We start from the raw sequence: 25,284 nt of genomic DNA on the forward strand, positions 1-25,284 counted from the left end.
GTTGGTTTATCAATTTTAATTTAAAGAGGGCTGTATGAGTAATATCTCAAGCTGTGTCAAGACCAGCGCATCTGAAAAAATGAGTTTTCTTGACCGATACTTAACCGTATGGATTTTTCTTGCAATGGCCATTGGTGTCGGGATTGGAGTGTGGTTCCCTCAGGCGGCTCAGTGGAATGAAAGCCTATCTGTTGGTTCAACCAATATCCCACTTGCCATTGGCCTAATCTTAATGATGTACCCACCATTAGCGAAAGTAAATTATAGCCTTCTGGGCGAAGTAACTCGCGATAAACGCGCGATAACGCTTTCATTAGTGATGAACTGGCTCGTAGGACCGATTTTGATGTTCACACTAGCCATCATTTTCTTACGCGATCAACCTGGTTATATGGTGGGACTCATTCTGATCGGCCTTGCTCGATGCATCGCCATGGTGTTGGTTTGGAATGATATCAGCGGCGGAAGCAAAGAGTACGGAGCAACCTTAGTCGCCTTAAATAGCGCGTTTCAAATTGTCACGTACAGTTTTATGGCATGGCTATTTATCACTGTTTTACCCCCTTACTTTGGTCTGGAAAGTTTCGTCGTTGATATCACTATCTGGGATATTGCACAAAGCGTATTAATTTATTTAGGTATCCCTTTCTTAGCGGGTTTCTTAAGCCGTAAGATCTTGGTATCAGCAAAAGGTGAACAGTGGTACAACGAAGTCTTCATCCCGCGTATATCGCCAATCACCCTGATTGCGCTTTTGGCAACTATCGTTTTAATGTTTAGTCTGAAAGGTGAAATGATCATCGAGTTACCGATGGATGTATTGCGTATTGCAGTACCACTGATCATCTATTTTATGGTGATGTTTTTTGTGAGCTTCTATATAGGGAAACATATGGGGATCCCTTACGACCAAAATGCTTCTATCGCCTTTACTTCAACGGGCAATAACTTCGAACTGGCTATTGCCGTATCAATCGCTGTATTTGGATTAAACTCTGATCAAGCGTTTGCAGGCGTCATTGGGCCGTTGGTTGAAGTGCCTGTTTTAATCGCTTTGGTTAACGTCGCTTTGCGAATGAAACGTAAATATTATGCCTAAGAGCATGGTTATATCGCGTAGCAAGAAATATGTTGATTGATAAACAATCTAGAGTAAGTAAAGAGCAAGGATAGACTCTGAACTATAATGAATTCATCTTAGCGACATAAAAAACGTGACCCTAACGACAGATTAAGAAACGGTCAAACTCTTAAAAATTTTACGCTTTTTTTACGCGAAGCCTTTGGACGTATTTGCTAGAGTGAGCAACACTGTTTATCGTCGCGGCTCTACTTCTATGACAACTTGTTGGCTTTATCGTCGCTACCTAATATCTGTATTGGTGTTTTCTGTCGCTCTCCTCATCTCTTTAGGGCTTGATCGCTGGTTAGGCTCAACCATCGCGGTGTTACTGATACTCCAGCTTTCTATCGTTGTGATTGCACTCCAATGTCACTCACGGTTAGCGTATATAGCGGCCATCATCGAGGCGGTCAGTTTCAATTTTCTTTTTACCACACCTCGATATTCGCTTCAGATGTTCCACTTGGATGACATCATCAACTTACTTGTTTTTATTGTGGTTGCCTTTACCACTAGCCAGCTCGCAGATCGATATCGACGCCAACAAAATGCGCTAGAACAAGTGCAACTGCGCCACCAAATTTTGCTCTCCGTATCCCATGATTTGAGAACCCCACTCGCGGGGATTATAGGCAATCTCACCACTTTCAAAGAATATCAGACGCAACTGCAAGCCAAAGAAAAGGATGAACTGCTCGACAGTGCCATCAAAGAAAGCCATCGCTTACACCAATACATAGAGAACCTTTTGCAAGCGACGAAATTGCAACACGGCGTGGTTCGCATCCAGAAGCAACAAGAATCCATAGTACACATTGTAAAAAGCGTCATTGACCGTTTTGGTATCGCGGCCAGTCTTGAACTGATCCATCTCGGACACACTGTGACGGGCGTTGATCGCGACCCCAAAATTGTTGAGAAATATGTCGAGGAGTTAACGCAAGCCATTATTTGTGACTCCACCGATGAGAATGCGCTGCGTGAATTAGATCTTGGCAACAGTGAAGCGGTATTGATAGCGATTGGGGACGATATGCAGTCAAGTTTGCTTTGCACTTTGGCATTGAAAAATCTCGGTGTTAAAGAAATTTGGGTGAAGGCCAGTACCAAAGTACACCACACCATCGTACCGAAACTTGGCGTTCAACGTATTATCCATCCAGAAGAGGAAATGGGCGTGCGTGTCGCTCAGGCACTAAACGACCCTATGGTGAATAACTACTTGTCCTTAGGTCATGGGTTGTAGTGACGTGGTTAGCCATCTTTGCATTACTCTTGACGGAAAATGCCCCGATGATAGATGTCGTGTTTGAAGCGGTTTCAGCATTAGGTACGGTGGATTTATCTCGTGGCTTAACAGGTCAGCTTTCCGCATCGGGTGAACTCATTATCATCTTTATGATGTATATGGGGAGATTAGGACCATTAACCTTGGCGTACTTTTTAGCCAGCCCACGCCAGAAAAAGCTGCGTTTTGCGGAGACAAAATTAGCCATTGGATGAGTTTTCAAGGCTAACACAAGGAAGTGAACGCTGATTTCACGAAGTAATAACAGAGTTGTGTCAGCAACAAGGCGTATGTAAAGTGGCAGCAAGAGCTTTAGGGCATTTTATCCAAGATTTACTTTCTGTATGTGACCCGCGCGATATCGGCAGTGAGACTTACCACTATGTGCATAATTTAATGCGTATTGCCCAGTAATGATCGAGTGGTAAGTATTTTGGTACAATAGTTACCGTATGGTCACCAAATGAATAAGGTTTTGTATGCACAACATGGATTTTTCCCAGCGCGTGGTGATAGAAACGCAGCAATTAGATTGGGTTGCCAGTCCTGCCAAGGGTGTGTGGCGTAAACCATTAGAGCGAGAAGAATCAGAATCAGGCCATACAACCAGCGTAGTGCATTACGACGCGGGCTCTCGTTTTAACACGCACTATCATCCGATGGGCGAGGAGATCTTCGTGCTTGAAGGTGTGTTTTCTGACGAACATGGCGACTATCCAGCGGGCAGTTATTTACGTAACCCACCAGGCAGCCATCATGCACCATTCAGTCTTGAGGGCTGTGTCATCTTAGTCAAACTCAATCAGTTTGATAAACGCGATAGCGCAACTATCAGACTTAATACTCATCACCGGCAATGGCTAGCAGGCATGGGCGGTTTACAAGTCATGCCACTGCATGACTTTGAGCATGAGCACGTTGCTTTGGTTAAATGGCCAGCAGGAGAGAGATTTCAGCCTCATCGTCATTTCGGCGGTGAAGAGATTTTTGTGTTATCTGGAGAATTTGCTGATGAACACGGCGTTTATCCGATAGGGAGTTGGATTCGCAGCCCACATATGAGTGAACATCTCCCTTTTGTTGAGCAAGAAACGATCATACTGGTCAAAACCGGACATTTGCCTCTCACGCCTTAGTCATTGTCATCTCTTAGTTTTGGCTGCTGTTGAGTTCTGTGTCTTTATAGCGCCTCTTGTTACGCACAAGAGGCGACTAATAGGGACAATGCCTATCGCCCGCCAGCAATGTCAATGAACGAGCCTGTGACATATGAAGCCTCATCTGAGAGTAACCAAGCAATGGCATTAGCCACTTCAAGCGCCGTTCCACCTCGCTTAAGCGGGATAAATTCAGCCAATCGATCAACACGTCCTGGCTCGCCGCCATCGGCATGCATTTCCGTATAAATACACCCAGGCCTTACGCTATTGACTCGAATACCTCGCCCAGCCAACTCTAGAGATAGGCCTTTCGTCAACGAGTCCATCGCGCCCTTGGAAGCGGCGTAATCAACATATTCAAATGGCGCGCCTGTCCGGGATGCTGCAGAAGAGACATTGACAATAGCTCCTACGCCATCAAGTTGGTTGATAAACGTTTTACAACACAAGAAGCAGCTCACTACATTGGAGTCCATCACTCGTTTAAAACGAGCAACATCAATGTCACACAGCGTCGATTGGTCAAAGAGAATCCCGGCATTGTTTACCAGATGAGTCACCATGCCATAGCAAGCTCTCACCTCAGTAAACATCGCCTCAACTTGCGCTTGATCAGACACATCCGCTTGAAAAGCAAAGGCATGCCCTCCTAACTGAGTAATCTGCTCGACCACTTGTTGGGCCCGAATATGATTATTTAGGTAATTGACACAAACTAAATACCCCTGCCCGGCAAGCAGCTTGGCCGTTTCAGCGCCAATACCTCGACCCGCCCCCGTTACTATCACAACGTTGTTCATTATTGTTCCTTCAACATGCCTTTATCGCCCTACTTTACACTGTAAAATCAACCGTGACTAACCGTTTACTATCATAGTGTTCAGTGTGAAGACATAAAAAAACCGAGCGCTAAGGCTCGGTTTTATAAAGCAATATGGCTATTACAACTCGGCGTTATGATAAACCTGCTGTACGTCATCACAGTCATCAAGAAGATCAAGGAACTTTTGGAATTTCTCAGCATCGTCACCAGCAACAGGGGTGTGAGTCTGAGGAACAAAAGTAATCTCTTCGACATCCATTGTTAAGTCTGGGTAGGCGGTGTTCAACGCTGTTTTCGTTTTGAAGAACTCAGTGTGAGGAGCGAATACCGTGATCACGCCATCTTCTAGCTCAACATCCGTGACATCAACGTCTTCCATCATTAGCGTTTCTAGAATCACTTCATCATCATCGCCTTTGAACTGGAATACCGCTTGGTGATCGAACATGTGAGAAACCGCACCTTCAACACCAATTTTCGCGCCCGTTTTAACAAAGCATTGGCGCACATCTTGGAAAGTACGGTTGCCGTTATCGGTCAGACAGTCAACAATCACACTTACGCCACCAGGGCCAAAACCTTCGTAGCGAGCAGGTTGGTAGTCTTCACCACCACCACCAGTCGCTTTATCGATCGCTTTGTCGATAACGTGTGCTGGTACTTGGTCTTTTTTCGCTTTCGTGATCAGGTGCTTCAGAGACAAGTTCATGTCTGGATCTGGACCACCGTTTTTCGCGCACATGTAAATTTCTTTACCGTATTTGGAATAAACTTTAATTTTTGCGCCTGCAGTTTTTGCCATAGAGGCTTTGCGCACTTCAAAACTTCTTCCCATCGGGATCTTCTCTCTAATTCAATTTAACGCGAAGGATTTTAGCAAAATGCGAGCACATTTCAATTTCTCGCTTTGCAGAGGAATAAAGCGAATTACGCCACGCCCATTACTCGTTTATATTTTTCAACAGACTCTAAGAATGACACTTTTTCTGCATCATCGGCAATTCTCGCTGCTTGCTGATTAATTTCATCAGGCATAGCTTTCGCTTCTCGGAGTTTCCAAACCAAAAACGACGCTTGCTTATCAAGCTCTATCTTGTTTTTCTCGCTCGGCGGAAGAGTAGACAGGTTAATCGACATACCAAGGCTCTTATCTGCAAAATATGGGGAGGGAATATACCACACAAGCACCTATTATAGAGAGCCAATCCCTATGTGTGCTACGGAATAGATCAAAAAAATGGTAAAAATAAAGGGTGGTAATCCACTACCGCCCTCTAGTATTTGTGTATGAGTTCAAAACTAGTGCAAAATACCCAGTTCCTTCGCCTCTTCAATAGTCAACCCGCTTTCCCGAATCTCTCTTAATGCTTCAATACGACGACGAGCTTCGGCAGACTTAACCTGTTTAGTTGGCGATTTTTGCTCTACTTCTTCCGTGAAGTCCCACGTGCTAGCAATTTTACTCATTTCATCATGGTCAATAGAATTAATGGACATAAATACCTCCGAACAAACCATGCAAGGGACAACTAATCTGTAGCAAAATCTGCCACCCCTTGTTAAGAATTTTAGCTCGATAATGTGATTGTGCTAGTAGTTCGATAACTCTTAGTGTTTTTTGTATAAATAAGCTTTGCGTCTACTGCTATTGCGCAGTACATTGACAAAATTACCCCGAGCTAAATCAAGGCGATCAACGTCTCATTTTCCTGTCGCTTAAGTGTTACCAGCGCGCGTTTCTAACAACTCTCTTGGTCAAACTCCACTCGATATTCTCTTACTAACTCAATGTGCAGTGGCGAAGTCACTTTTCTCAAGCCACACTATATTTATTGACAAAGCAATGCTGACGTCTGTAATTCACAAGGTTGCAAGAAGCGAATCAATGAGGATTGAGAGTATGAGCGAGCTAGAACGTTGGTTAGAAAATATGATGAACTGGCACCAGACCCGAAAGCATGATCAAGAGCCATCACTTGAGTGTTTACTGCTCGCAACTCCCCATACACTCTGGCTAGACGCGGTTAGTGATGAGCAAAGCGAAGCCATGGCATTGTGGTTAGACGGTTGTCTGAGAATATTCAAGCGTTGTCATGATAGCCAACCAATCAAAGCCTATCAGTTTCTTCAACTCGCTAGCGCGCAACTGCAACAATTAGCCAGTTCGAATCAATATGAATTCGTTGTCAAAGATTGGGCAATCAAACGCTTGCAGCTTTTGGTGGTGATGAGTTTGGAGTTTTGCAATCAACGTCCGGAAGATCATTGGCAAACTGAATCTAAACAATTGATCGAAGCACACGTACGTTTCAACCAAAGCCTTGCTTGGAATGAGTCCCGCAACAATGATCAAGGGGAACGGATCGTCCATTAACAGTAATGCGGAACAATGATCAAGGTATGATTATGTTTTAGATTGCTCGAAAACGCCTGTAAATACTGAATTTTATACAAAAAAAAGCGAGTTCAAAGAACTCGCAAACTATTCAGAATGAATGTAACAATATGAGCCAATCTATCAGGGACAATCCTATCCCTTATTTATCAGAAAGGACAAAAGGTTGTCTATTCGGAATAAATAATAACTAAGCTTCCGCTCATCATTGTCAGCTTGTGGTCAGAGGAATGTCGCTCTTTTGTCTGATCTAATCAAGAGTGTAACAGCGTATTTCAAGTCGCGGCACAGGCAAAAAAGCCAGCGGCAAATCTCACTGGCTTTTTAGTAATGGGTGACGTTAACGATTAAACCGCCACTTCGTCTAACGCCCTGAATACCGTCTCATCAAGATGGCCTTCAAAAACTTGTTTGCACACTTTGCGTCTAACCGCGAGGCCGGCAATCAATCGCTCAATCGACAAATGTTTGTTCTCACTTTGGCCATTGTACAATTCAACCATTTTACTCAAAGTTTCGTAGGGAACAACATGCTCACCGACTCGTAAGAAATCAAGCTTGTCTATAAGCTCCAGGCACTCTTCTTGGATTGAGGCATGAGTATGGCCAGTCATAGCCGCTAAAGCCGTTATAGAGCGTTCTAGGGCCTCTGAGGAGGTGTATTTGGATAAGGTGATGGTGATCTCGTCAGCGTTTATCTCAACCAAATGTTTTCGTTGTTTGACTCGGCGGCCTAATTTGCCACGTGGAGAACGCTCTTTACGCTGAATAGGTTCAAACTCACCGTCGATGATTTGCGACATCTCTTCAAGCTGCTGTTTCGAGACCATTTCATTGCGCAGAGGGTTAGGCAACGTTGGTGCCATGTTGCGTTTCCCCGCATTGGTCATACGTGCTCGAGAGTACCTTAACACTTCGTCTGCATCACACTTGATATCAAATTGATAATCTTTAATTTTGTCGCCGTCGAGCAAAGTTAAGATGGTCAAATGGTAACCCCATAGATTGACCACAAATAACTCGTCAGATCCTATATTGTCTGCCAGCTTCTTCAGTTCTCGGATAAGATCCATTGAGAAACGACGCCATTCAATATTGCGAGCTAACTTCTGATTCAATTCGCTGAGTAACATGGAGTCGGTATGACGGCGTGACATACGGCTACGGAAATAACTGTACAACTGAAATACAAGCGTGTGTTGCTTTAGAATTTCAGGTGGGAACAGAAAGAAATAATCGCGGGTCAGTAGCTCTTCGTAGAATGATGGTTCCCAAACCAGAATATATAGGTTCGGTTTAATGCGTATTTCGCCGTCAGCGCCTTCTGTAGGTGCCTCTTCCGATGCGGTAATGGTACGGGCTATAAAACGGAAACGATCGCTCTTGAAGCCTTCTGGCATGTTCTCACTTAACCAACGCCCAGTGAGTTCATGCAGTTGAAAATCGGTAAATTCGATACGATCAATACTATCACGGATTGAATCACGTGCCGGACCACTGTCTTTTTTGCCGCGTAGGGACAAGATATCTGTGATGTAGAGCGGCGTTTTATTGGGTACATGAGTACCATCAAGCTGGTATTGATGCTGGTGATGTTCGTGATATTGAACGGTCAATGTGAACAATGCAAACAGCGTCATCAGATCATCCACGGTCATGATACTTTTTGATGATCGTGTTTCGATCACGGCACGAGTCCCCGAGATCGAGACCATGCTTTTCTGATAACTTTTTCGAGTTCGCGGTGGCGCTAACGCTTGATCAATAATCCCAGCCCAGTTAGTTGGAGAAACGACAAACTGATCCGCTTCGTCTTTCATCGCAGGTGGCGTGTTTAGACCGTGTTCATTGAGAAGGCGTTTGTTGACTTGGGTCTGCGCTAATGCCTTGGAACGTTTTTGCTTTTCATTGAGCTTGACCGATTCTGTCACCAAGCTGGTGGCGCCTAACACGGAGATCAGTTGGTTAGGGTTTACAAACTGGTGCAGCATGGTTTTGCCTGCAAGGCCTTGTTCGAAACGTACCGGGATCTGTTTGAACAGGCCAATAGTAACGGCTGCTCTGAGTCGTTGTTGGATAGCGGCGCGAGTGACTTGACCGTCGGTGGCATTAATTAATTCTGTCGTTGAGACCAAACCATCTTTGCTACTAAATCCACGTAAAGAAATTAAATTCAGAAGTTCAACGATACTTTTCGTCACACCTTTGAAGTGCTGGTATTGCTCGATCCAATTGACCGCAGATTCCGACACTTCAAACAAATGTCCATCTTTGTGGCTTCTTGGCGCTTTGATCAGTAGTTTTTCTTCTGAGCTCATTATTAGGATCCGTGTCACATTAGCCGTAATATCGCTATAGTTCCGTTAGAATAAAGAAAAAAAGATCATAAATAAAGAAAAATTAGTTGCTTTTAAATAACTGATCTTTCTGATTAATATGATCTTAAATGATTATATGATCTAATGATCCAGCGCGTATTCTGGTCGTAACCCGTTGTATATAAAGTGTTATTTTTTTTAAGATGTGAAAGCATGATCATGAAATTACGTAAGCATGATCATTAAGTGGCTGAAAGCATGATCAAAAATACTAGAAACGATGATCATTAAAAGCCTGAATTAATGATCATCGTAATCTTGAAAGCATGATCATCACTCTTACACATTTTATCCACAGATTGGGCGAGTGAGGTCGCTTATATCATTGCCATCAAAAGGGAACAGTGGTTTTTAATCACGAAACAATGATCAAGGAGCGGACTATTTTAACCTTCTTTGCTATTTAATTCAGCATATTTTCTATCGAAAAACAATCTGATGGTTTTATCCACATCACTGCATATTCATTTAAATGTCCGAAAGCATGATCATGTTATTGGGGAGGCGGTGGCTATCATTTTGTTTGCTGTTCAATATTCGCGTTAGAACGAGCTCATTTTGGTTAAAGTCAGAATCCATATACATTCAACCGTAAATTAGTTGATATTTTGTATGCTTCCGGGACGCATATACACTTGATCATTTTTCCGATCATTGATCTTGTCTGTAGACCGAAAGCGATCACAAGTAATAGTGTAAAACAACCTTGATCATCGTTCCTAGTATGACGAATCGCATCGAAAGCATGATCACAAATACCCTCTTGATCATTGTTCCGCATTTTAGGTCACTGCCCTACCCTGATAAGTCAAATATGCGCGATGACTGGCATCTACTGTCACTAGGGTCTGCTTATCTTTCGCGGTTAAATTTTGTTCGAGATAGAATCGTTTTAGGCGCGGAAAGAAGTATGTCGCCTAGTTATTCTAAGTCAATACGACTTAACAAAGCATAAAACGATTCTAGCCGAACCCTTCGGGCAGCCTTTGTGGTTCATTTCTACTGCGTTATCGGCTTTTTATGTAGAGTAGCTACACGTCAAAGCCGATGCCTTGTATAAATTTCCCATAACGTGCTGCAAAAATCAGCTCGAAAGGTCAATAGACCCTAGCTGGTACGTTCAAATTGAAACGGCACCGTCCGTAAATTAGCGATGAATCTTAATCGTTCCGAGTAAATCTTGTTCAATGAGTCTTTTTATTTACAATGTAAATATGTGACGTTGTGACATTTTAAATGTGTTTTAATATCTTTAGTTTATACCGACGTTTTTTAGACTATAAATTGACGTCATTTTATCCATGGAACATTAAATTTATGTCAATTTTATATTTAGTGTGATTTTTATCGATAATTGCATGTTCACCTTTTTATTGTATGTAATTATAAATGCTGTACAATTGCATCAGTTCAATAACAACGGAATTTGGCAAATGAAACGAGAACAAACCATTGCGAGTCTCATTCAGCTAGCAGAACAAACAGCCCAGGTTCAGGCTGATCGTATCGAAATCGTATTGGAAGAACGCAGCGATGAACATTTTCCTCCAATGTCGAAAGCATTAATGGAAACTCGATCGGGATTAACACGCCGCAAGCTCGATGACGCAATTAGCAAGCTTGAAGCGGATGGCCATCAATTTACTAAAAATAACGCCAACCACTATTCTATCTCTTTGCAAGAAGCCCATATGCTGATGGATGCTGCTGGTATCCCTAAATTCTATGAACGTAAAAAAAATGGTGACAATAAACCGTGGATTATTAATGTTCAGAATCAGAAGGGTGGCACAGGCAAATCGATGACAGCGGTTCATTTGGCGGCCTGTTTGGCACTAAATCTAGATAAGCGCTACCGTATTTGTTTAATCGATTTGGATCCACAAGGTTCATTGCGTTTGTTTTTAAACCCTCAGATTAGTCTAAATGACCATGACAATATCTACTCTGCGGTAGATGTTATGCTCGATAATGTTCCTGATGGGGTTGAGATTGACAAAGAGTTCTTACAAAAAAACGTATTGTTACCGACGCAATACCCAAATTTGAAAACTGTGTCAGCTTTCCCTGAAGACGCAATGTTTAATGCTGAGGCGTGGCAGCATCTATCTAAAAACCAGTCGCTTGATATTGTAAAGCTGCTTAAAGAGAAGTTAATCGATAAGATTGCCGACGAATTCGATGTCATTATGATCGATACTGGTCCGCACGTTGATCCCTTAGTTTGGAATGCAATGTACGCCTCAAACGCGTTACTGATTCCTTGTGCAGCTAAACGTCTTGATTGGGCATCAACGGTGAACTTCTTCCAACATTTACCGACAGTATATGAAATGTTCCCAGACGACTGGCAAGGCCTTGAGTTTGCTCGTCTAATGCCAACGATGTTTGAAGACGATAATAAAAAACAAGTCGCTGTATTGACCGAAATGAACTACTTGCTTGGTGATCAAGTGATGATGGCGACGATTCCACGTAGTCGCGCGTTTGAAACCTGTGCCGATACTTATAGCACGGTGTTTGACCTTACAACTGGTGACTTTGAAGGTGGTAAGAAAACTCTGGCGACGGCACAAGATGCGGTTCAAAAAAGTGCTTTAGAACTCGAACGTGTATTGCATAGTCATTGGTCATCATTAAATCAGGGGTAATTAAAAAATGGCTATTAAAACTTCAGATTTGAACGCCAGATTATTTGGCAAAGCGAACAAGCGTAATGTATCGACGCCACAAGAAGCACAGCAGGCCGCGAAAGAGCAGACGCAAGTTATTGAGCTAGCCGTTGCGGGCGAAAGTAACGTGCAGTTTGAGTTGGTTCGAATTCCTGCTGACCAAATCACTAAGCAAACCGTTGTGTTTGCTGAGAATGCGCGTGAACAGTCATTTCTTAACGAACATGCCTTGTCTGATGTCTTGGTTACACTCCGCGAACGAGGTCAGCAGTATCCAGCCGTTGGCCGTAAACGCCAAGATGGTAAAATTGAAGTGCTCGATGGCAGTCGTCGTCGTATGTCTTGTCTGTTGGCTGAGCAAGAGTTTCTTATCTACGTTGGCGAGAACATTAGCTCAAAACACGCTAAGTTTTTATCAGACGTAGCCAATGCCCATAAACCGCTTTCTTTATACGAGAAAGGCAAAGAGATGTTGGCAAGGCTTGAAAGTGGCGAAGCTGAGGACCAAAAAGCGTTAGCCAAGATGTTTCAATGCAGCGAAGCTTTAGTTAGCGGTGCCTTGAAAGCGGCCGATTTGCCATTGGAGCTTTTGCAAGCTTACCCAAACGTTGCTGATCTGGGTCGCCCGACTATCGTTAAATTGCACAAGCAATACAATTGTCTCGATCAAGGCCAACGCACGCAGCTACTAGAAAAGTGTCGCACTAAAGACGGGTTTGTTTGGCAGCGTAGCGAATCTCAAGGGGTAGCCCGCATTACGAAAGAAGTCAGTGAAACTATTGAAGCTTGGATTGAACAACTCGCACCTACTAAGAAAGGCGCAGTGGCAAAAACTGAGTTGATTAAAGGTCGTGCGAGCTACTCGCGTAAAGGCACGAGCTTAACGCTTAACCTTAAAAAAGTCGACGATACCTTGATGAACGAGATCCTCGACTTGGTCGCTCAAAAACTCAATTAATCGATCTCTCCCAGATCATAGCCGCTTTTTAGCGGCTTTTTTTGTGCCATAATAAAGCCCAACAAAATCCAATCGCCATGCTACTTTCAATGAATCCGATCAAACTGTTTTTCTCGCAGCTTCTTACTCGTGCCTTGCAGCGAAACCATCGATTTGGGGTCGTGCTTAAAGGAAGCGAACAGTGGCAGAATCAAGCTATCGCAACCTTAATCCAACCGCTTAAGTCGGATGAGCTATTTTGTCTTGGTGGTGAAAGTCATCACCTAGCTGCCAAGCAGGTCGCTTTCAATAAAGGTCATCAACTGCTAGGCCAAGAGTGTCGAGTATTGTTGTGTGACATTCGTGATGGGTTTGACGCTAACAGTCTCAGCGCCGCGACAGGTTGTGTTCGGGGCGGGGGGCTAGTGATTGTGATTGCTAGCCAAGCCCAGCCAATCACCCCAGCCGAGCACTGGCTGACGCGTGCACTGGAAAGCTTGTTGGTTTTAACGCCTAATACAGCGATGCCTGCTATTCCCGAAGCATTGTCTCCTAAAGTATTACCAGCTAAAGCAGTGTCGAGTGGTTTCCAATCTTATTCACAGCAGCAACAAGCGATTGATAAAATCATCAATGTCGTTGAAGGACATCGTAAACGGCCATTAGTGATGACGGCCGATCGTGGGCGTGGTAAAAGCAGTGCGCTAGGTATGGCCGCCGCGCAGCTGATGCAAAATCGAAATATCCATATTGTTTTGACCGCGCCTTCGCTAGCTGCCGTGAAACCCGTATTTGAACATGCAGCACGGCTGTTGCCAGAAGCTGAGTTGACCAATGGTTCTATCCAATTTGAGCGCTCCACTCTTGAGTTTGTTGCACCTGATGACTTGTTATCACGCAACGTTGAGAGTGATTTTTTGCTCGTTGATGAAGCATCCGCTATTCCAATCCCGATGCTTAAGTCCATGGTTGAGTGTTATCATCGAGTGGTATTTTCTACCACTATTCATGGCTACGAAGGCTGTGGGCGGGGTTTTACGCTTAAGTTTCAATCTTGGCTTAAAGCGCAGCGTCCAGGCAGCGTCTTTATTCATCTTGACCAACCGATCCGATGGAACGTTAACGATCCGCTAGAGCAGTGGCTCTTCGATAGTTTTCTATTGAACGCTGAACTTAGCCCTGTGTCATCGCTCTCTGGAGATGTGCATTTAACTCGTCTCGACAAATTAACCGTATTGGAACAACCAGAGTTGTTAGGCGCTTGTTTTGCGTTGCTCGTTAATGCGCATTATCAGACTACCCCAAATGATTTGATGTTGTTACTCGCTGATGATGCGATTCAACTGTATGGCTGTTTTGAACAGCAAGTGTGTATTGGTTGCCTATTGACGGTTGAAGAAGGAAGGCTCGACAACACGCTTATTGAGCAAATCCAACGTGGCAAACGTCGCCCTAAAGGTCATTTGGTTCCCGTAACCTTGGCCAATCAGTTAGGTATTGCGCTCGCTGCCGAGCAACACAGCTTGCGAATCATGCGCATCGCGGTCCATCCACAATGGCAGGGCAACGGCATTGGACACAAGATGCTCACACAATTGATTCAGCAGACCGACTTCGACTATTACTCCACCAGCTTTGGCGCAACCGAAGAACTGGTTCGATTTTGGCGTCAAAGTGACTTTTTCCCGGTTAGGTTAGGGACTCAACGTGATCAGGCGAGTGGGTGTCATTCGATTGTTATGCTATATGGAGCGCCAATCTGGCGACAGCAAGCGGAACAATTATATCGACAAACGTTATGTTATGCGTTGAGTGAAAATTTTGCGTCACTTGAGATTGATGTCGTCCGTAGTTTGTTCAGCAATTATAATGCTTCCGTTGATTTTCCTAGCGCTCAGGGCCTTATACAAAACTATATTCAAGGTGGAGCAAGCTTTGAAAGTGTCGCACCTATACTCGATTTATGGTGGAAACAGTGCCCGCAATTATTACAACAAGCAAGCCCACTGTTTATTTATCGTGTGGTACAAAGGCACAGTTGGCCACAATGTGCTGAGCGGTTAAAGCTAGCTGGACGGAAACAGGTTGAACTGACCTTTCGAAGCGAGTTGCAATCACTTATCCAACATGTTTAGCCACAATCAGATGATTAATTCATTTGATGATTTACAGTGTAAAATGACGATAACAGCCCCAGAATCAGCGCATTTTACACTGTAAATCAATCCTTTCCTTATCCTCGTATCATGTCTGAAGAATGATTTATATATGACGACATTAAACATTATATGTATCAATAGCATAAATTTTTATTAGATAAAAAACTCAATTTAACTAGCTAATTAATAGATAAAAATAGTTATAACTATGTCTGTAATGAGAGGCTGCTCCCCAGATATGTCTATTGTATCGGCTTGCGTATTGTTGAAATGTTCCTACACTGCATTATAAGCAACACGATTAGTATGTGATTAGGAACAATAATAAAGCAGCACGGTGATGAAATGGAATATTTATTACCCGAGAACCTTGATATTTCGACGGTTCTTGATAGCACTAATTTATACCAACATTGGTTAACCAGCGACGGTTCACTAGCAATAGATGCGTCGAACGTTAAGCGAGTCGATGCGGCTGGCTTGCAGGCGCTCACAGCGTTGTTTGCTAGTGCCAAATCCAATCAAGTCACTATTCGCCTACTGCATCCGACGGAACTTCTCGTCGAAAGTATTACGACTCTTGGACTAAATAATCAACTTGATATTCATCACTAAGTTGGAGAAAGGATATGACAAAAATTCTTGCTGTAGATGACTCTGTTTCGATTCGCCAAATGGTGAGCCATACTCTGCGAGATGCAGGATATGAGGTCGAGACAGCGAACGATGGTCGCGATGCTTTAAGTAAAGTAACAAGCGCTAAATTTGATGTCGTTATTTCGGACGTTAATATGCCTAACATGGGGGGATTTGAACTGGTTAAGGCATTACGTGAAAAGCCTCAGTATAAGTTTATTCCAATTTTAATGTTGACCACCGAAGCCAGTACTGAAAAAAAACAACAAGGTAAGTCTGCTGGTGCGACGGGCTGGTTAGTAAAACCATTTAATCCTGACACGCTACTAAAAACATTAAAACGCGTAATTTAAACTTGAAAATAGTATATGTCGTCACGACAACGTCACACGGTAGGGCGAATAATGGCTTTAGACATGGAACAACTGCGCAAGATGTTTTACGAAGAATGTCGTGAAAATCTTAATGTGCTTGAAGAAATACTGCTGAATTTGCAGGTCGATCAGGTCGATGACGAGTCGATCAATACGATTTTTCGTGCTGCACACTCTATTAAAGGTGGGGCAGGGACGTTTAACCTCCTTGACATCAGTGAGTTTACTCATAGTGTCGAAGCCTACCTAGATTTGGTCCGTAATCATCAGCGTCATCTCACTGCGCAAACGGTCGACTTGCTGCTCAAAAGTGGTGACTGTATTCACAATATGCTTGAAGGTCATGAACTGGGGAGTGAGGTTAATACCGAGCTCAAGCAGCAAGTTACGCAAGATCTGGTGGCACTGCTTGATGAACCAGCGTCATCCACTGACGAGGTAACGGACAGTAATGCCGAGCCGTCCGATGCTGTTGAAACCGATGCCAGTGAGCAGTCATGGCTGATTCATTTTGCCCCTCACCAAGAGATGTTTTTTAGTGGCAATGACCCATTAAGGATATTAAGGGAGTTGAATGAGCTTGATGAGAGTTGCGTGATCCAAGTTGACTGCTCTCGTTTACCCGAGATAGAAGCGATTGAATCTGAACTTTGTTATTTGAGTTGGTCTGCAACGCTTGGCGCTTCTATTGAACGAGAACAAATAACCGAGATATTTGAATGGGTTGAAGATGAATGCGATCTCATAATTGAACGTCTTGAACTTTCCCCCACAGAATCTGGCGTAGAACCATTAGTTGAGCAAGAGGTTCTGGCAGGCAGTCTTGCTCCGACTGAGCAAAATACGGTGGCTAAGCCAGGGCAGAAAACGACCAAACCCGAATCTAGCGTTAGTTCAATTCGCGTCGATATTGATAAAGTGGACAGCTTAATTAACTTGGTCGGGGAATTGGTCATTACCCAATCGATGCTGACAGAAATTGGCAACGATTTTTCCTTGGATAAACTGGATAACCTCAAATCCGGTCTCGAACAACTGTTGCAAAATAGTAAAGATCTGCAAGAGAACGTACTCAATATCCGTATGTTGCCAGTTAGCTTTGCTTTTAGTCGTTTCCCTCGTTTGATTCGCGATCTTTCTGGTCGACTTGATAAAAAAGTAGATCTGAAAATAAAGGGTGAACAAACCGAATTAGATAAAACCGTGTTAGAGCGCATTGTTGATCCTTTAGTTCATCTAGTCAGAAATGGCATTGACCACGGTATAGAAGCTCCCGCTGTTCGAGTTGAAAAAGGCAAACCCTCTGCTGGGACGATAGAGCTCAACGCTTACCATCAAGGCGGTTCAATTGTTATTGAAATCAGTGACGATGGTGCCGGTCTCGATTGCGACAAGTTGTGGAACAAAGCGCTGGAAAAAGGCGTATTGCCGAGTGACTCTCGCCGCGAAGAGTTTTCTGACAAGCAACTGATGAATCTTATTTTTGCTCCCGGATTTTCGACCGCAGAACAAGTCTCTGATATTTCGGGACGTGGGGTCGGGATGGATGTTGTTCGACGCAATATCGAAGAGCTAAGTGGCCACATTGAAGTGGAGTCTGAGCTAGGGCGAGGTAGCCGTTTTATTATAAGTTTGCCACTGACATTAGCCATCTTAGATGGTCAGTTGGTTAGAGTGGGTGGCGAGGTCTACGTGATTCCTTTGCTCACTATTGTCGAGTCGATACAAATTGACCCTGAGAGCATTAAGTTAGCTTCAGGAGGCGTTGAACTTTACCGTTTACGTGACGAGAACATCCCGATTTTGCGCCTGCAAGATGAATTGGAGATGGGCGTTAGCGGAAAGCTTGACCGACAGCTGATCTGCTTTGTCGAAGCGGCGGGGAATCGCGTCGGCTTGCTGCTTGATGAGCTGCTTGATCAACAACAGGTTGTGATTAAGAGCCTCGAATCTAACTACAGTAAAGTCGCTGGAATTTCTGGTGCCACCATTTTAGGTGATGGTTCGGTATCACTGATTTTAGATATTCAAGGTTTGATTACTGGCTTTACCCATCGTAGTAACGATTCCTCACACAATGGTTTGGCCGCTTAGGGAGTTGCGATGGACAGCATCAGCATAGATAAACCCCAACCCGAGCACAATGCGATGTCATCGCAAGTACACCTTACCGAAGTCGATGCTCTTAACGAAGCCGTGAGTAATGAAGTCAGTGAAAATGCCGACTTTTTGAGTTTTGAGTTAGCCAATGAACTCTATGGCGTTGATATCAAAGATGTTGAAGAGATCCGTGTGTGGGAGAAACCAACGCCTATACCACGTTCACCGAGTTTTGTGCTGGGCGTGATCAACTTGCGCGGCATGATCGTTCCGATCATTGATCTTCGAGCAAGATTTTCGGTCGGAGAGTGTCAATACCTGCCAACCACCGTGGTGATTGTACTGCGTTCCAGTGGTGATAACGATGACAAAATGATGGGACTGGTGGTCGATGCGGTCAGTGATGTCGTGAGTCAGGGGGACAATGTGCTGTCGCCGAGTGTTGGCGATTCATTGGTTACGCCATACCTTCAAGGCATTGTGAATGTTGGTGAGCGTGTAATGTCTCTGCTTGATACGGATGAACTGCTCAATATTGAGCGGATTTTAAGGAACCCAATATGACTAAGGAATTCCTCAGTTTTTTGCTTGAAGACGAGGAGTATGCCGTGCCCATTCTCGATGTCAGAGAGGTCAGGGGCTGGACACCGGTGAGGAAGGTGCCCAATTCTCCTAACTATATGCAAGGCGTACTGGAAATTCGTGGCGAGTACATACCGATTGTTGACTTGAGATTACGCTTTGGTTTATCTGACGCCGAAATCAACGCGACAACGGTTGTGATTGTACTGAATGATCAGCAACGTCATCCCCTGGGCATTATCGTGGATGGGGTGTCAGAAGTGTATTCACTGACTAATGAGCAAATAAAGCCATCGCCGCACGTCAGTGTCGATGTTGATCATCGATATGTGCAAGGCATTGTTTCGGTACCCAACGGACATATGGTTCTAATTAATATGCAAGCTTTGTTCGATACAACAGAGCTCGCGCAACTCAGCCAAACGGAAGAGAGTTGGGCTTAATGCCAACGTAATGACAGTTTATTCGTTTTGGTACAACCTCAGATGAAATAACCAGTGAGAGGTAACTCATGGCATTTTGGAATAGAAATACTGCGCCTGAAACTCAGTTTGTCGCCCCAACGCAGGACACACTCACGCAGGAGTTTGACATCGAAGAAGAGCAAGGCTTAAGCAAAAGTCAGCTTTTTTCTGCACTCAATGCGGCACAAACGGCATTGATGATGATCGATCGTGATTTCAACATCACCTATCTCAATAGCAAGTCACTTGAGTTGTTTAAAACTCATGAAGTCTTATTCCAATCCGTATGGCCAAACTTTAAGGCTTCTGAGGACTTTTTATTGGGATACTGCATTGACTTGTTCCATGCCAACCCTAGTCATCAGCGTCAGCTATTATCGAATCCGGCAAACCTGCCTTACATTACTACGATTAATGTTAAGGATGTCAAAATAGAACTTAATGTCGGAGCGATTATTGATGAGTCTGGTGACTACGTCGGTAATACTCTTGAATGGTCTGATGTTACCGACAGTATTCGCAAGGAACAGGAATTGAGTCGTCTTCAAGCGGCGATTGATCAAGCACAAACTGCGATGGTAATGATAGACCGAGATTTTCTCATCACCTATATCAACCAAGAAACGCTGAAGCTATTTGGCCTTCACGAAGCGACGATGCGCAGTGTTTGGACAGGTTTTACTGCGAGTGAAGAGTGGTTGATGGGGCGTTGTATTGATGATTTTCACCGTAATCCGGCTCGTCAACGAGCGTTACTTGCTGATCCAACGAACTTGCCTTTCAGCACCGACATTCAAATTCAAGATCTTAAGATCGAATTGAATGTTGCCGCTATTCATGACGCATCGGGAAATTATATTGGCAATACACTTGAGTGGCGAGACGTGACTCAAGAGCGTGTTAAAGAAGAGGAAATTGGTCGCTTAGCCTCTGCGGTAGCTGGGATGACCACTAACCTAATGATGGCTGATAAAGAAGGCATCATTACCTACTTAAATCCTTCTCTAGAGAACTTAATGCGCAGTCGTGAAAGTGATTTGCAAAAAGTTTTCCCCAGTTTTGATGCAAGTAATTTGGTTGGGAAAAATATCGATGTTTTCCATAAGAATCCAGGTCATCAACGTAACCTTATCGCCAATCCTGAGCGGTTACCTTTTTCATCCAACATTAGCGTCGGGGGACTCGAATTTAATTTAACCTGTATCGCGATGCACGATAGCCAAGGTAACTATATTGGCCCAGCGCTGCAGTGGATCGATATTACCGAGCAGCAAGATGGCCAGCGTCAGGTCGAGTCATTAATTCAAAAAGCCATTGCTGGAGAATTGACGGATCGTATTGATACCAGTGTGTATAACGGCTTTATGCGTGAATTGGGTAACGGTATTAATAACCTTCTCGATACCATGGTTGCTCCCCTTGGACAATGTATTGATGTGATGAGTCAAGTTGCTGATGGCAATCTCAATATCACCATGCCGGATGATAATACCGGAGAATTTGCTCGTTTATCCCACGCGGTGAATACCTCGATTGTGAATTTACGCAATATGGTTGAGAAAATCACTCAATCATCGGCACGCGTGGCAACCGCATCAACGGAAATTGCAGAAGGTAATAACGACTTGAGCCAACGCGTTGAAGCTCAGGCCTCTAACCTAGAAGAAACCGCAGCTAGTATGGAGCAGATGACGGCAACGGTACGTCAAAATGCCGATAATGCCCGTGGTGCGAATGAACTGTCTGATGATGCAGCGAAAAAAGCCAGTAAAGGTGGAGAAGTGGTCGGTCAGGCGGTGTCGGCGATGGCAGAGATTAACACCGCGAGCAAGAAGATTGCTGACATTATCGGTGTCATTGATGAAATTGCATTCCAAACTAACTTATTGGCACTGAATGCGGCAGTTGAGGCTGCCAGGGCTGGTGAGCAAGGCCGCGGTTTTGCGGTAGTGGCGGGTGAAGTACGAAATCTAGCGCAGCGCAGCGCGGCAGCGGCAAAAGAAATTAAAAGCTTGATTAAAGACAGTGTAGAAAAAGTGGATGAAGGTTCACGCCTGGTCGATGAGTCTGGTGCGACACTGAATGAAATCGTGGATGCCGTCGAGAAGGTGACTGAGCTGATTGCACAAATCGCCTCTTCTAGCCAAGAGCAGTCGACAGGTATTGATGAAATCAATCGAGCGGTGGCCACTATGGATGAAATGACGCAGCAAAATGCGTCTTTGGTCGAGCAAACGTCAGCTGCAAGCCAATCTCTCAAAGATGAAGGTAAACAACTGCTCCATTTAATGAATTTCTTTGTCACAGATACGAATGTGACGACGTTTGAGTCAAAACCTGGTTCAGCAAGTCGAGATACGAATATTAGAGAGATCAGAACACCAAAAGTCGCAAATTCGAGCTTCAAGCTGGAAGAGGATGGGGACGAATGGCAAGAGTTCTAGCACAATCCGAAAAGACAGTGTCAGATGAGTTTGAGCTATCGGATAAAGATTTTAAATATATTCAGTGGTTCATGCACAAGAACGTTGGCATCTACTTTTCCGATCGTAAAAGAACCATGGTGTATGGGCGTATTAGTCGTCAATTAAGGCGGTTAGGCCTACGCCGCTTTAGCGATTATCGTCAGGTCATAGAGCAAGATTCGCAAGAACATGCGAATTTCATCAACTGCTTGACGACCAATAAAACTCAGTTCTTTCGCGAATATCATCATTTTGATTTTCTCGAAAAGGTATTGATTAAGGAGTGGCAGCAACAAGGGCTGAATAAATTGCGTATTTGGTCGGCGGGTTGCTCGACTGGGGAAGAGCCCTACAGCTTAGTGGCATCGTTGCACTGGGCTAACGTGTTGGAACATATCAAAGATGTGAAAATCTTAGCAACTGATCTTGATACTAAAGTACTTCGCCACGCAGAGCTTGGTATTTACGATAACGCGGCGGTGTCGAGTATTCCGGCGAAGTACCTTAAGCCATGTTTCGTTAAAGGGACTGGTGTGCAAGAAGGCAAGATAAAGAGCAGAGTCGGCTTGCAGCAGTTGATCGAGTTTCGTCAACTTAATTTATTGCAGAACTGGCAATTTAAGCAGGTGTTTGATCTGATCGCTTGCCGCAATGTGATGATCTATTTTGATAAAAATACCCAGCGGCAGCTACTCGAACGATTCTACCAGCAGCTTAAGCCAAATGGCGTGCTGTTTTTAGGCCACTCAGAAAGTGTACCAGCGGATATGAATTTGTTTCATCACTTGGGCCATACCATTTATGTTAAAAAATAGGGGGCAATGTTGCGAGATTCGAAATTGATACCACCACAATACGAAAACAGTCACTTTAACCGTTTTTATCACCCACTAAAAGATAAACACATCGTTAAAGTGCTTCCTGGTGGTGTCTATTGTACTGACGCTGAGGATGAGTTGATCGCAACTGGTTTGGGCTCTTGTGTCGCGGCATGTATCTGGGATTCTAAGCTGCATATTGGCGGGATGAACCATTTTCTATTGCCTTTTGATAGCAAATCACAGCTCAAATCTTGGCAGCCTGAAGAGCTTGTATCGACCGCATCTCGCTACGGTAGTTACGCCATGGAGATGTTATTTAATGCCATGCTTGAGCGCGGAGCACAACGTAAGTCGCTGCGCTTGAAGCTGTTTGGTGGTGCGCAAATGATGGGGCGCAATTCAATGATCGGCGAAAAGAATATCGCCTTTGTTCTCAATTATGTTGCACAAGAAGGCATGACGGTTATCTCGCAAGACTTGGGAGGATTAGAGCCAAGAAAAGTACTCTTCGACCCTGTTAGTGGGCAAGCATGGTTAAAAAGAATTCCATTTCCTGAAGTTTATCGTTTGCAACACCAAGAAGAACAATACGCTGACCAACTTGGTAAACAGAGCCATCATCAGTCTGATGACGTGGAGTTATTTTTATGAAAAAGATACGAGTATTGATTGTGGATGACTCACCTGTCTATCGCGCGTTGTTGTCACAGTTAATTAACTCAGATCCTGATCTAGAAGTGGTTGCTGCAGCGGAAGACCCGCTTCAAGCGCGCGAGTTGATTAAACAACACAACCCCGATGTGCTGACGTTAGACATCGAAATGCCGAAAATGAATGGGGTCCAGTTTTTAAAAAACGTAATGCGTTTGCGCCCCATGCCTGTGGTGATGATTTCGACTTTAACTCAACATGGAGCGGATGCTACGCTTGCCGCGCTCGAATTAGGGGCTGTCGACTACTTTCCCAAGCCATCGGTAGAAAATACCGCAGAGATGCTCAACTACAAAAGTCTTGTCAACGATAAGATTAAGGTTGCCGCAGGTGCCAATGTCGCTTCGGTTATGCTTTCTGCTCCAGAAAAATTGGTGGTACCTAAGCATCATCATCACATCGAGTTGATCGCAATAGGCGCGTCCACCGGAGGAACAGAAGCGTTGAGAAAAGTATTGTCTTCCTTACCATCAGGGTTACCTCCAATTGTGATAACGCAACATATTAGTGCGAAGTTTTCCGCATCGTTTGCTCAGCGTTTAAATGATTACAGTGATATCGAAGTCAAAGAGCTGACAGCAACTCAAGCACCATTAACTCAGGGTTGCGCGTATCTCGCTCCCGGGGATAAACACTTAACGGTATTACGGCGGGGCAGGCACCTCTATTGTCAACTTGATGACAGACCTGCGGTAAATCGTCACAAGCCATCGGTAGATGTCATGTTTGACGCTGTTGCAGAAACGGTAGGCGCAAAAGCGATTGGCGTCATCTTAACGGGTATGGGCCAAGACGGTGCGCATGGAATGCTCCGCATGAAACAACTTGGCGCTAGAACTATTGCACAAGACAAAGGCTCATCGATTGTATGGGGGATGCCACGTGTTGCGATCGAAATGGGCGCAGCACTGTCGGTTGTCGATATTAACAAAGTAGCACAACAAATCGTTCATTATCTTTCACCGGATGGTTAGTTGCTGACATTATGTCAAGGAAGCAAAAATGCTAATAGACAACAAACTTAATGTAAAAAAACGCTATGTGGTTGCTATCGGCCTGCAAATTATGCTGTTATTTATTGCACTCAATATGGCCTCCTCTATCGTCAATGTCGCGATGATGATTCTTGCGGCAGCTATTCCTTGGTTTGTCATTCAAAAACAACAAACGCAAGCAAGTGCGGTCGTCATAGAGACGAGCGAAAAAGAAATCTCTCGTTTTTATATTAGTCAGACACTGGATCTTATTTCTCATCAATTAAGTGAACCGCTTGATCATCAGCGCAGCGTCGTTGATGAATCTGTCGAGACGTTAAATGAAAGCTATTTTGCCTTACAGCAACTATCCGAAGAGCAGAATAAAATCACCTCAGAGTTGGTTGAGAATTTACTCGGTAATCAAGATAACGAGAGCGATATCAGTAATGTGTTGCCCAAGACTGAAGTCATCATTCGTCAATTTGTCGATACGCTGATCAATGTGTCGGATAAGAGTATTTCTGCGGTGCACAGTATTCATGATATGTCTGACAAGCTTGTCACGGTGTTCAAACTACTTGAACAAGTGCGAGGTTTATCAGAGCAAACCAATTTGTTGGCATTGAATGCTGCGATAGAGGCTGCACGAGCCGGGGACGCAGGGCGTGGCTTTGCTGTCGTGGCACAAGAGGTGCGTAATCTTTCTGTAAAAGCAGAACAGTTAAATAGACAGATCGAGGCCGAAATTAACATCGCACAAAAAACGGTTGAGGAAGCCAATAAAACCGTGGGGGAAATGGCCTCGGTTGACATGACAGAGGCGATCGAATCAAAAGAAAAAGTCGATGAAATGTTGAAAGGGGTTCAACGGATGAGTCGATCTGTAGAGCAAGAGGTGTATAAAATAAGTTCAAGTGGCGATAGATTGCGAGTCCAAGTTGACAACGGAATTCGCGCGTTGCAATTTGCCGACATCATCACTCAACAAGGAGATTATGCTAAGCATAGCGTTGGCTATCTGCATTCACTCTCTGAGCTTTGTCAGCGTCACGATAGCGGATCGTTGTCAACCCAAGAGTTCACCCAGCAAGCTAATCAACTACAACAGCAGATTTCTGATCGTGATGCGCCCGCCGCTGCACAGCACAGCATAGAAGAAGGTGAGGTAGAGCTGTTTTAAAAAACATATCGCGAGCCGAAAACGACAGATAGTGAGGAA

Annotated in this window: 22 protein-coding genes and 1 pseudogene; 18 read left to right on the forward strand and 5 right to left on the reverse strand. The window is 44.2% G+C overall.

Going from position 1 to position 25,284, the window contains the following annotated elements; genetic code table 11:
- The first annotated feature begins 34 nt into the window (after nucleotides 1-34).
- The 4 genes and pseudogenes from arsB (at nucleotide 35) to CDZ87_RS00645 (ending at nucleotide 3,547) form a co-directional block, all read left to right on the forward strand.
- Nucleotides 35-1,099, forward strand: a complete 1,065-nt coding sequence (arsB, locus tag CDZ87_RS00635) for an ACR3 family arsenite efflux transporter (protein WP_100751707.1) — start codon at nucleotides 35-37, stop codon at nucleotides 1,097-1,099.
- Nucleotides 1,100-1,337: 238 nt separating this feature from the next.
- Nucleotides 1,338-2,369 (forward strand): potassium channel family protein, encoded by a 1,032-nt coding sequence (locus tag CDZ87_RS17135; RefSeq protein WP_245834610.1) that lies wholly within the window; start codon nucleotides 1,338-1,340, stop codon nucleotides 2,367-2,369.
- A pseudogene (locus tag CDZ87_RS17140) lies at nucleotides 2,363-2,626 on the forward strand (potassium transporter TrkG); the annotation flags it as partial. The gene CDZ87_RS17135 and the pseudogene CDZ87_RS17140, both read left to right, overlap by 7 nt.
- Nucleotides 2,627-2,890: 264 nt before the next feature.
- Complete coding sequence (locus CDZ87_RS00645; RefSeq protein ID WP_100751708.1) at nucleotides 2,891-3,547, forward strand: cupin domain-containing protein; 657 nt, start codon at nucleotides 2,891-2,893, stop codon at nucleotides 3,545-3,547.
- Between the two features lie 92 nt (nucleotides 3,548-3,639).
- On the opposite strand, the gene CDZ87_RS00650 is transcribed toward CDZ87_RS00645, so the two are convergent.
- From CDZ87_RS00650 to CDZ87_RS00665, 4 genes are all read right to left on the reverse strand, one after another.
- A complete protein-coding gene (locus tag CDZ87_RS00650) occupies nucleotides 3,640-4,371 on the reverse strand; it encodes an SDR family oxidoreductase (protein WP_100751709.1) in 732 nt (243 codons plus the stop codon).
- A 141-nt stretch (nucleotides 4,372-4,512) separates the two neighbouring features.
- Nucleotides 4,513-5,229, reverse strand: coding sequence for a YebC/PmpR family DNA-binding transcriptional regulator (locus CDZ87_RS00655; protein WP_100751710.1), 717 nt, complete (start codon nucleotides 5,227-5,229; stop codon nucleotides 4,513-4,515).
- 92 nt (nucleotides 5,230-5,321) lie between these two features.
- Entirely contained in the window at nucleotides 5,322-5,531 is a 210-nt protein-coding gene (locus CDZ87_RS00660; RefSeq protein WP_100751711.1) for a DUF3283 family protein, read from the reverse strand.
- Between the two features lie 162 nt (nucleotides 5,532-5,693).
- Entirely contained in the window at nucleotides 5,694-5,891 is a 198-nt protein-coding gene (locus tag CDZ87_RS00665) for a PA3496 family putative envelope integrity protein (protein ID WP_038173393.1), read from the reverse strand.
- A gap of 403 nt (nucleotides 5,892-6,294) precedes the next feature.
- On the opposite strand from CDZ87_RS00665, the gene CDZ87_RS00670 reads away from it, so the two are divergent.
- Nucleotides 6,295-6,768 carry a transcriptional regulator gene (locus tag CDZ87_RS00670; RefSeq protein WP_100751712.1) on the forward strand — a complete coding sequence of 158 codons (474 nt, stop codon included), beginning with the start codon at nucleotides 6,295-6,297 and terminating at the stop codon, nucleotides 6,766-6,768.
- A gap of 368 nt (nucleotides 6,769-7,136) precedes the next feature.
- Here the strand turns inward: CDZ87_RS00670 and CDZ87_RS00675 are convergent, their stop codons facing one another.
- Complete coding sequence (locus CDZ87_RS00675) at nucleotides 7,137-9,107, reverse strand: replication initiator protein RctB domain-containing protein (RefSeq protein ID WP_100751713.1); 1,971 nt, start codon at nucleotides 9,105-9,107, stop codon at nucleotides 7,137-7,139.
- Nucleotides 9,108-10,600: 1,493 nt separating this feature from the next.
- Between CDZ87_RS00675 and CDZ87_RS00685 the strand changes: the two genes are divergently transcribed.
- The 13 genes from CDZ87_RS00685 to CDZ87_RS00745 all read left to right on the forward strand — a co-directional run bounded on the left by CDZ87_RS00685 (nucleotide 10,601) and on the right by CDZ87_RS00745 (nucleotide 25,245).
- Nucleotides 10,601-11,818, forward strand: a complete 1,218-nt coding sequence (locus CDZ87_RS00685; RefSeq protein ID WP_038173389.1) for a ParA family protein — start codon at nucleotides 10,601-10,603, stop codon at nucleotides 11,816-11,818.
- A 7-nt stretch (nucleotides 11,819-11,825) separates the two neighbouring features.
- Complete coding sequence (locus tag CDZ87_RS00690; RefSeq protein ID WP_100751714.1) at nucleotides 11,826-12,797, forward strand: ParB/RepB/Spo0J family partition protein; 972 nt, start codon at nucleotides 11,826-11,828, stop codon at nucleotides 12,795-12,797.
- An 89-nt stretch (nucleotides 12,798-12,886) separates the two neighbouring features.
- The gene (locus CDZ87_RS00695; protein ID WP_100751715.1) at nucleotides 12,887-14,911 is read left to right on the forward strand and encodes a tRNA(Met) cytidine acetyltransferase TmcA; all 2,025 of its coding nucleotides are present in this window, start codon (nucleotides 12,887-12,889) and stop codon (nucleotides 14,909-14,911) included.
- 348 nt (nucleotides 14,912-15,259) lie between these two features.
- Complete coding sequence (locus CDZ87_RS00700; protein WP_339373780.1) at nucleotides 15,260-15,550, forward strand: STAS domain-containing protein; 291 nt, start codon at nucleotides 15,260-15,262, stop codon at nucleotides 15,548-15,550.
- Nucleotides 15,551-15,564: 14 nt separating this feature from the next.
- A complete protein-coding gene (locus CDZ87_RS00705; RefSeq protein ID WP_038173383.1) occupies nucleotides 15,565-15,924 on the forward strand; it encodes a response regulator in 360 nt (119 codons plus the stop codon).
- A gap of 51 nt (nucleotides 15,925-15,975) precedes the next feature.
- Nucleotides 15,976-18,039, forward strand: coding sequence for a chemotaxis protein CheA (locus CDZ87_RS00710; RefSeq protein ID WP_100751717.1), 2,064 nt, complete (start codon nucleotides 15,976-15,978; stop codon nucleotides 18,037-18,039).
- 54 nt (nucleotides 18,040-18,093) lie between these two features.
- The gene (locus CDZ87_RS00715) at nucleotides 18,094-18,609 is read left to right on the forward strand and encodes a chemotaxis protein CheW (protein WP_100751850.1); all 516 of its coding nucleotides are present in this window, start codon (nucleotides 18,094-18,096) and stop codon (nucleotides 18,607-18,609) included.
- Nucleotides 18,606-19,070, forward strand: a complete 465-nt coding sequence (locus CDZ87_RS00720) for a chemotaxis protein CheW (RefSeq protein ID WP_100751718.1) — start codon at nucleotides 18,606-18,608, stop codon at nucleotides 19,068-19,070. Before CDZ87_RS00715 ends, CDZ87_RS00720 begins: the two co-directional genes overlap by 4 nt.
- A gap of 68 nt (nucleotides 19,071-19,138) precedes the next feature.
- A complete protein-coding gene (gene aer2, locus CDZ87_RS00725) occupies nucleotides 19,139-21,535 on the forward strand; it encodes an aerotaxis transducer Aer2 (RefSeq protein ID WP_100751719.1) in 2,397 nt (798 codons plus the stop codon).
- A complete protein-coding gene (locus CDZ87_RS00730) occupies nucleotides 21,520-22,371 on the forward strand; it encodes a CheR family methyltransferase (protein WP_100751720.1) in 852 nt (283 codons plus the stop codon). Before aer2 ends, CDZ87_RS00730 begins: the two co-directional genes overlap by 16 nt.
- Before the next feature lie 6 nt (nucleotides 22,372-22,377).
- Nucleotides 22,378-23,028 (forward strand): chemotaxis protein CheD, encoded by a 651-nt coding sequence (locus tag CDZ87_RS00735; protein WP_100751721.1) that lies wholly within the window; start codon nucleotides 22,378-22,380, stop codon nucleotides 23,026-23,028.
- Nucleotides 23,025-24,062 (forward strand): protein-glutamate methylesterase/protein-glutamine glutaminase, encoded by a 1,038-nt coding sequence (locus tag CDZ87_RS00740; protein ID WP_100751722.1) that lies wholly within the window; start codon nucleotides 23,025-23,027, stop codon nucleotides 24,060-24,062. The genes CDZ87_RS00735 and CDZ87_RS00740 overlap by 4 nt, the downstream gene beginning before the upstream one ends.
- Before the next feature lie 28 nt (nucleotides 24,063-24,090).
- A complete protein-coding gene (locus CDZ87_RS00745) occupies nucleotides 24,091-25,245 on the forward strand; it encodes a methyl-accepting chemotaxis protein (protein WP_100751723.1) in 1,155 nt (384 codons plus the stop codon).
- Nucleotides 25,246-25,284 lie beyond the last annotated feature (39 nt).

The organism is Vibrio salilacus (assembly GCF_002811245.1).
GTDB lineage: Bacteria > Pseudomonadota > Gammaproteobacteria > Enterobacterales > Vibrionaceae > Vibrio > Vibrio salilacus.

Coding starts and splice junctions, on each gene's coding strand:
- CDZ87_RS00730 (WP_100751720.1), top strand. CDS start 21,520: ATGGCAAGAGTTCTAGCACAATCCGAAAAGACAGTGTCAGATGAGTTT.
- CDZ87_RS00740 (WP_100751722.1), top strand. CDS start 23,025: ATGAAAAAGATACGAGTATTGATTGTGGATGACTCACCTGTCTATCGC.
- CDZ87_RS00660 (WP_100751711.1), bottom strand. CDS start 5,531: ATGTCGATTAACCTGTCTACTCTTCCGCCGAGCGAGAAAAACAAGATA.
- CDZ87_RS00665 (WP_038173393.1), bottom strand. CDS start 5,891: ATGTCCATTAATTCTATTGACCATGATGAAATGAGTAAAATTGCTAGC.
- CDZ87_RS00670 (WP_100751712.1), top strand. CDS start 6,295: ATGAGCGAGCTAGAACGTTGGTTAGAAAATATGATGAACTGGCACCAG.
- CDZ87_RS00715 (WP_100751850.1), top strand. CDS start 18,094: ATGTCATCGCAAGTACACCTTACCGAAGTCGATGCTCTTAACGAAGCC.
- CDZ87_RS00685 (WP_038173389.1), top strand. CDS start 10,601: ATGAAACGAGAACAAACCATTGCGAGTCTCATTCAGCTAGCAGAACAA.
- CDZ87_RS00690 (WP_100751714.1), top strand. CDS start 11,826: ATGGCTATTAAAACTTCAGATTTGAACGCCAGATTATTTGGCAAAGCG.
- arsB (WP_100751707.1), top strand. CDS start 35: ATGAGTAATATCTCAAGCTGTGTCAAGACCAGCGCATCTGAAAAAATG.
- CDZ87_RS00650 (WP_100751709.1), bottom strand. CDS start 4,371: ATGAACAACGTTGTGATAGTAACGGGGGCGGGTCGAGGTATTGGCGCT.
- aer2 (WP_100751719.1), top strand. CDS start 19,139: ATGGCATTTTGGAATAGAAATACTGCGCCTGAAACTCAGTTTGTCGCC.
- CDZ87_RS00735 (WP_100751721.1), top strand. CDS start 22,378: ATGTTGCGAGATTCGAAATTGATACCACCACAATACGAAAACAGTCAC.
- CDZ87_RS00745 (WP_100751723.1), top strand. CDS start 24,091: ATGCTAATAGACAACAAACTTAATGTAAAAAAACGCTATGTGGTTGCT.
- CDZ87_RS00710 (WP_100751717.1), top strand. CDS start 15,976: ATGGCTTTAGACATGGAACAACTGCGCAAGATGTTTTACGAAGAATGT.
- CDZ87_RS00720 (WP_100751718.1), top strand. CDS start 18,606: ATGACTAAGGAATTCCTCAGTTTTTTGCTTGAAGACGAGGAGTATGCC.
- CDZ87_RS00655 (WP_100751710.1), bottom strand. CDS start 5,229: ATGGGAAGAAGTTTTGAAGTGCGCAAAGCCTCTATGGCAAAAACTGCA.
- CDZ87_RS00645 (WP_100751708.1), top strand. CDS start 2,891: ATGCACAACATGGATTTTTCCCAGCGCGTGGTGATAGAAACGCAGCAA.
- CDZ87_RS00675 (WP_100751713.1), bottom strand. CDS start 9,107: ATGAGCTCAGAAGAAAAACTACTGATCAAAGCGCCAAGAAGCCACAAA.
- CDZ87_RS00695 (WP_100751715.1), top strand. CDS start 12,887: ATGAATCCGATCAAACTGTTTTTCTCGCAGCTTCTTACTCGTGCCTTG.
- CDZ87_RS00705 (WP_038173383.1), top strand. CDS start 15,565: ATGACAAAAATTCTTGCTGTAGATGACTCTGTTTCGATTCGCCAAATG.
- CDZ87_RS17135 (WP_245834610.1), top strand. CDS start 1,338: ATGACAACTTGTTGGCTTTATCGTCGCTACCTAATATCTGTATTGGTG.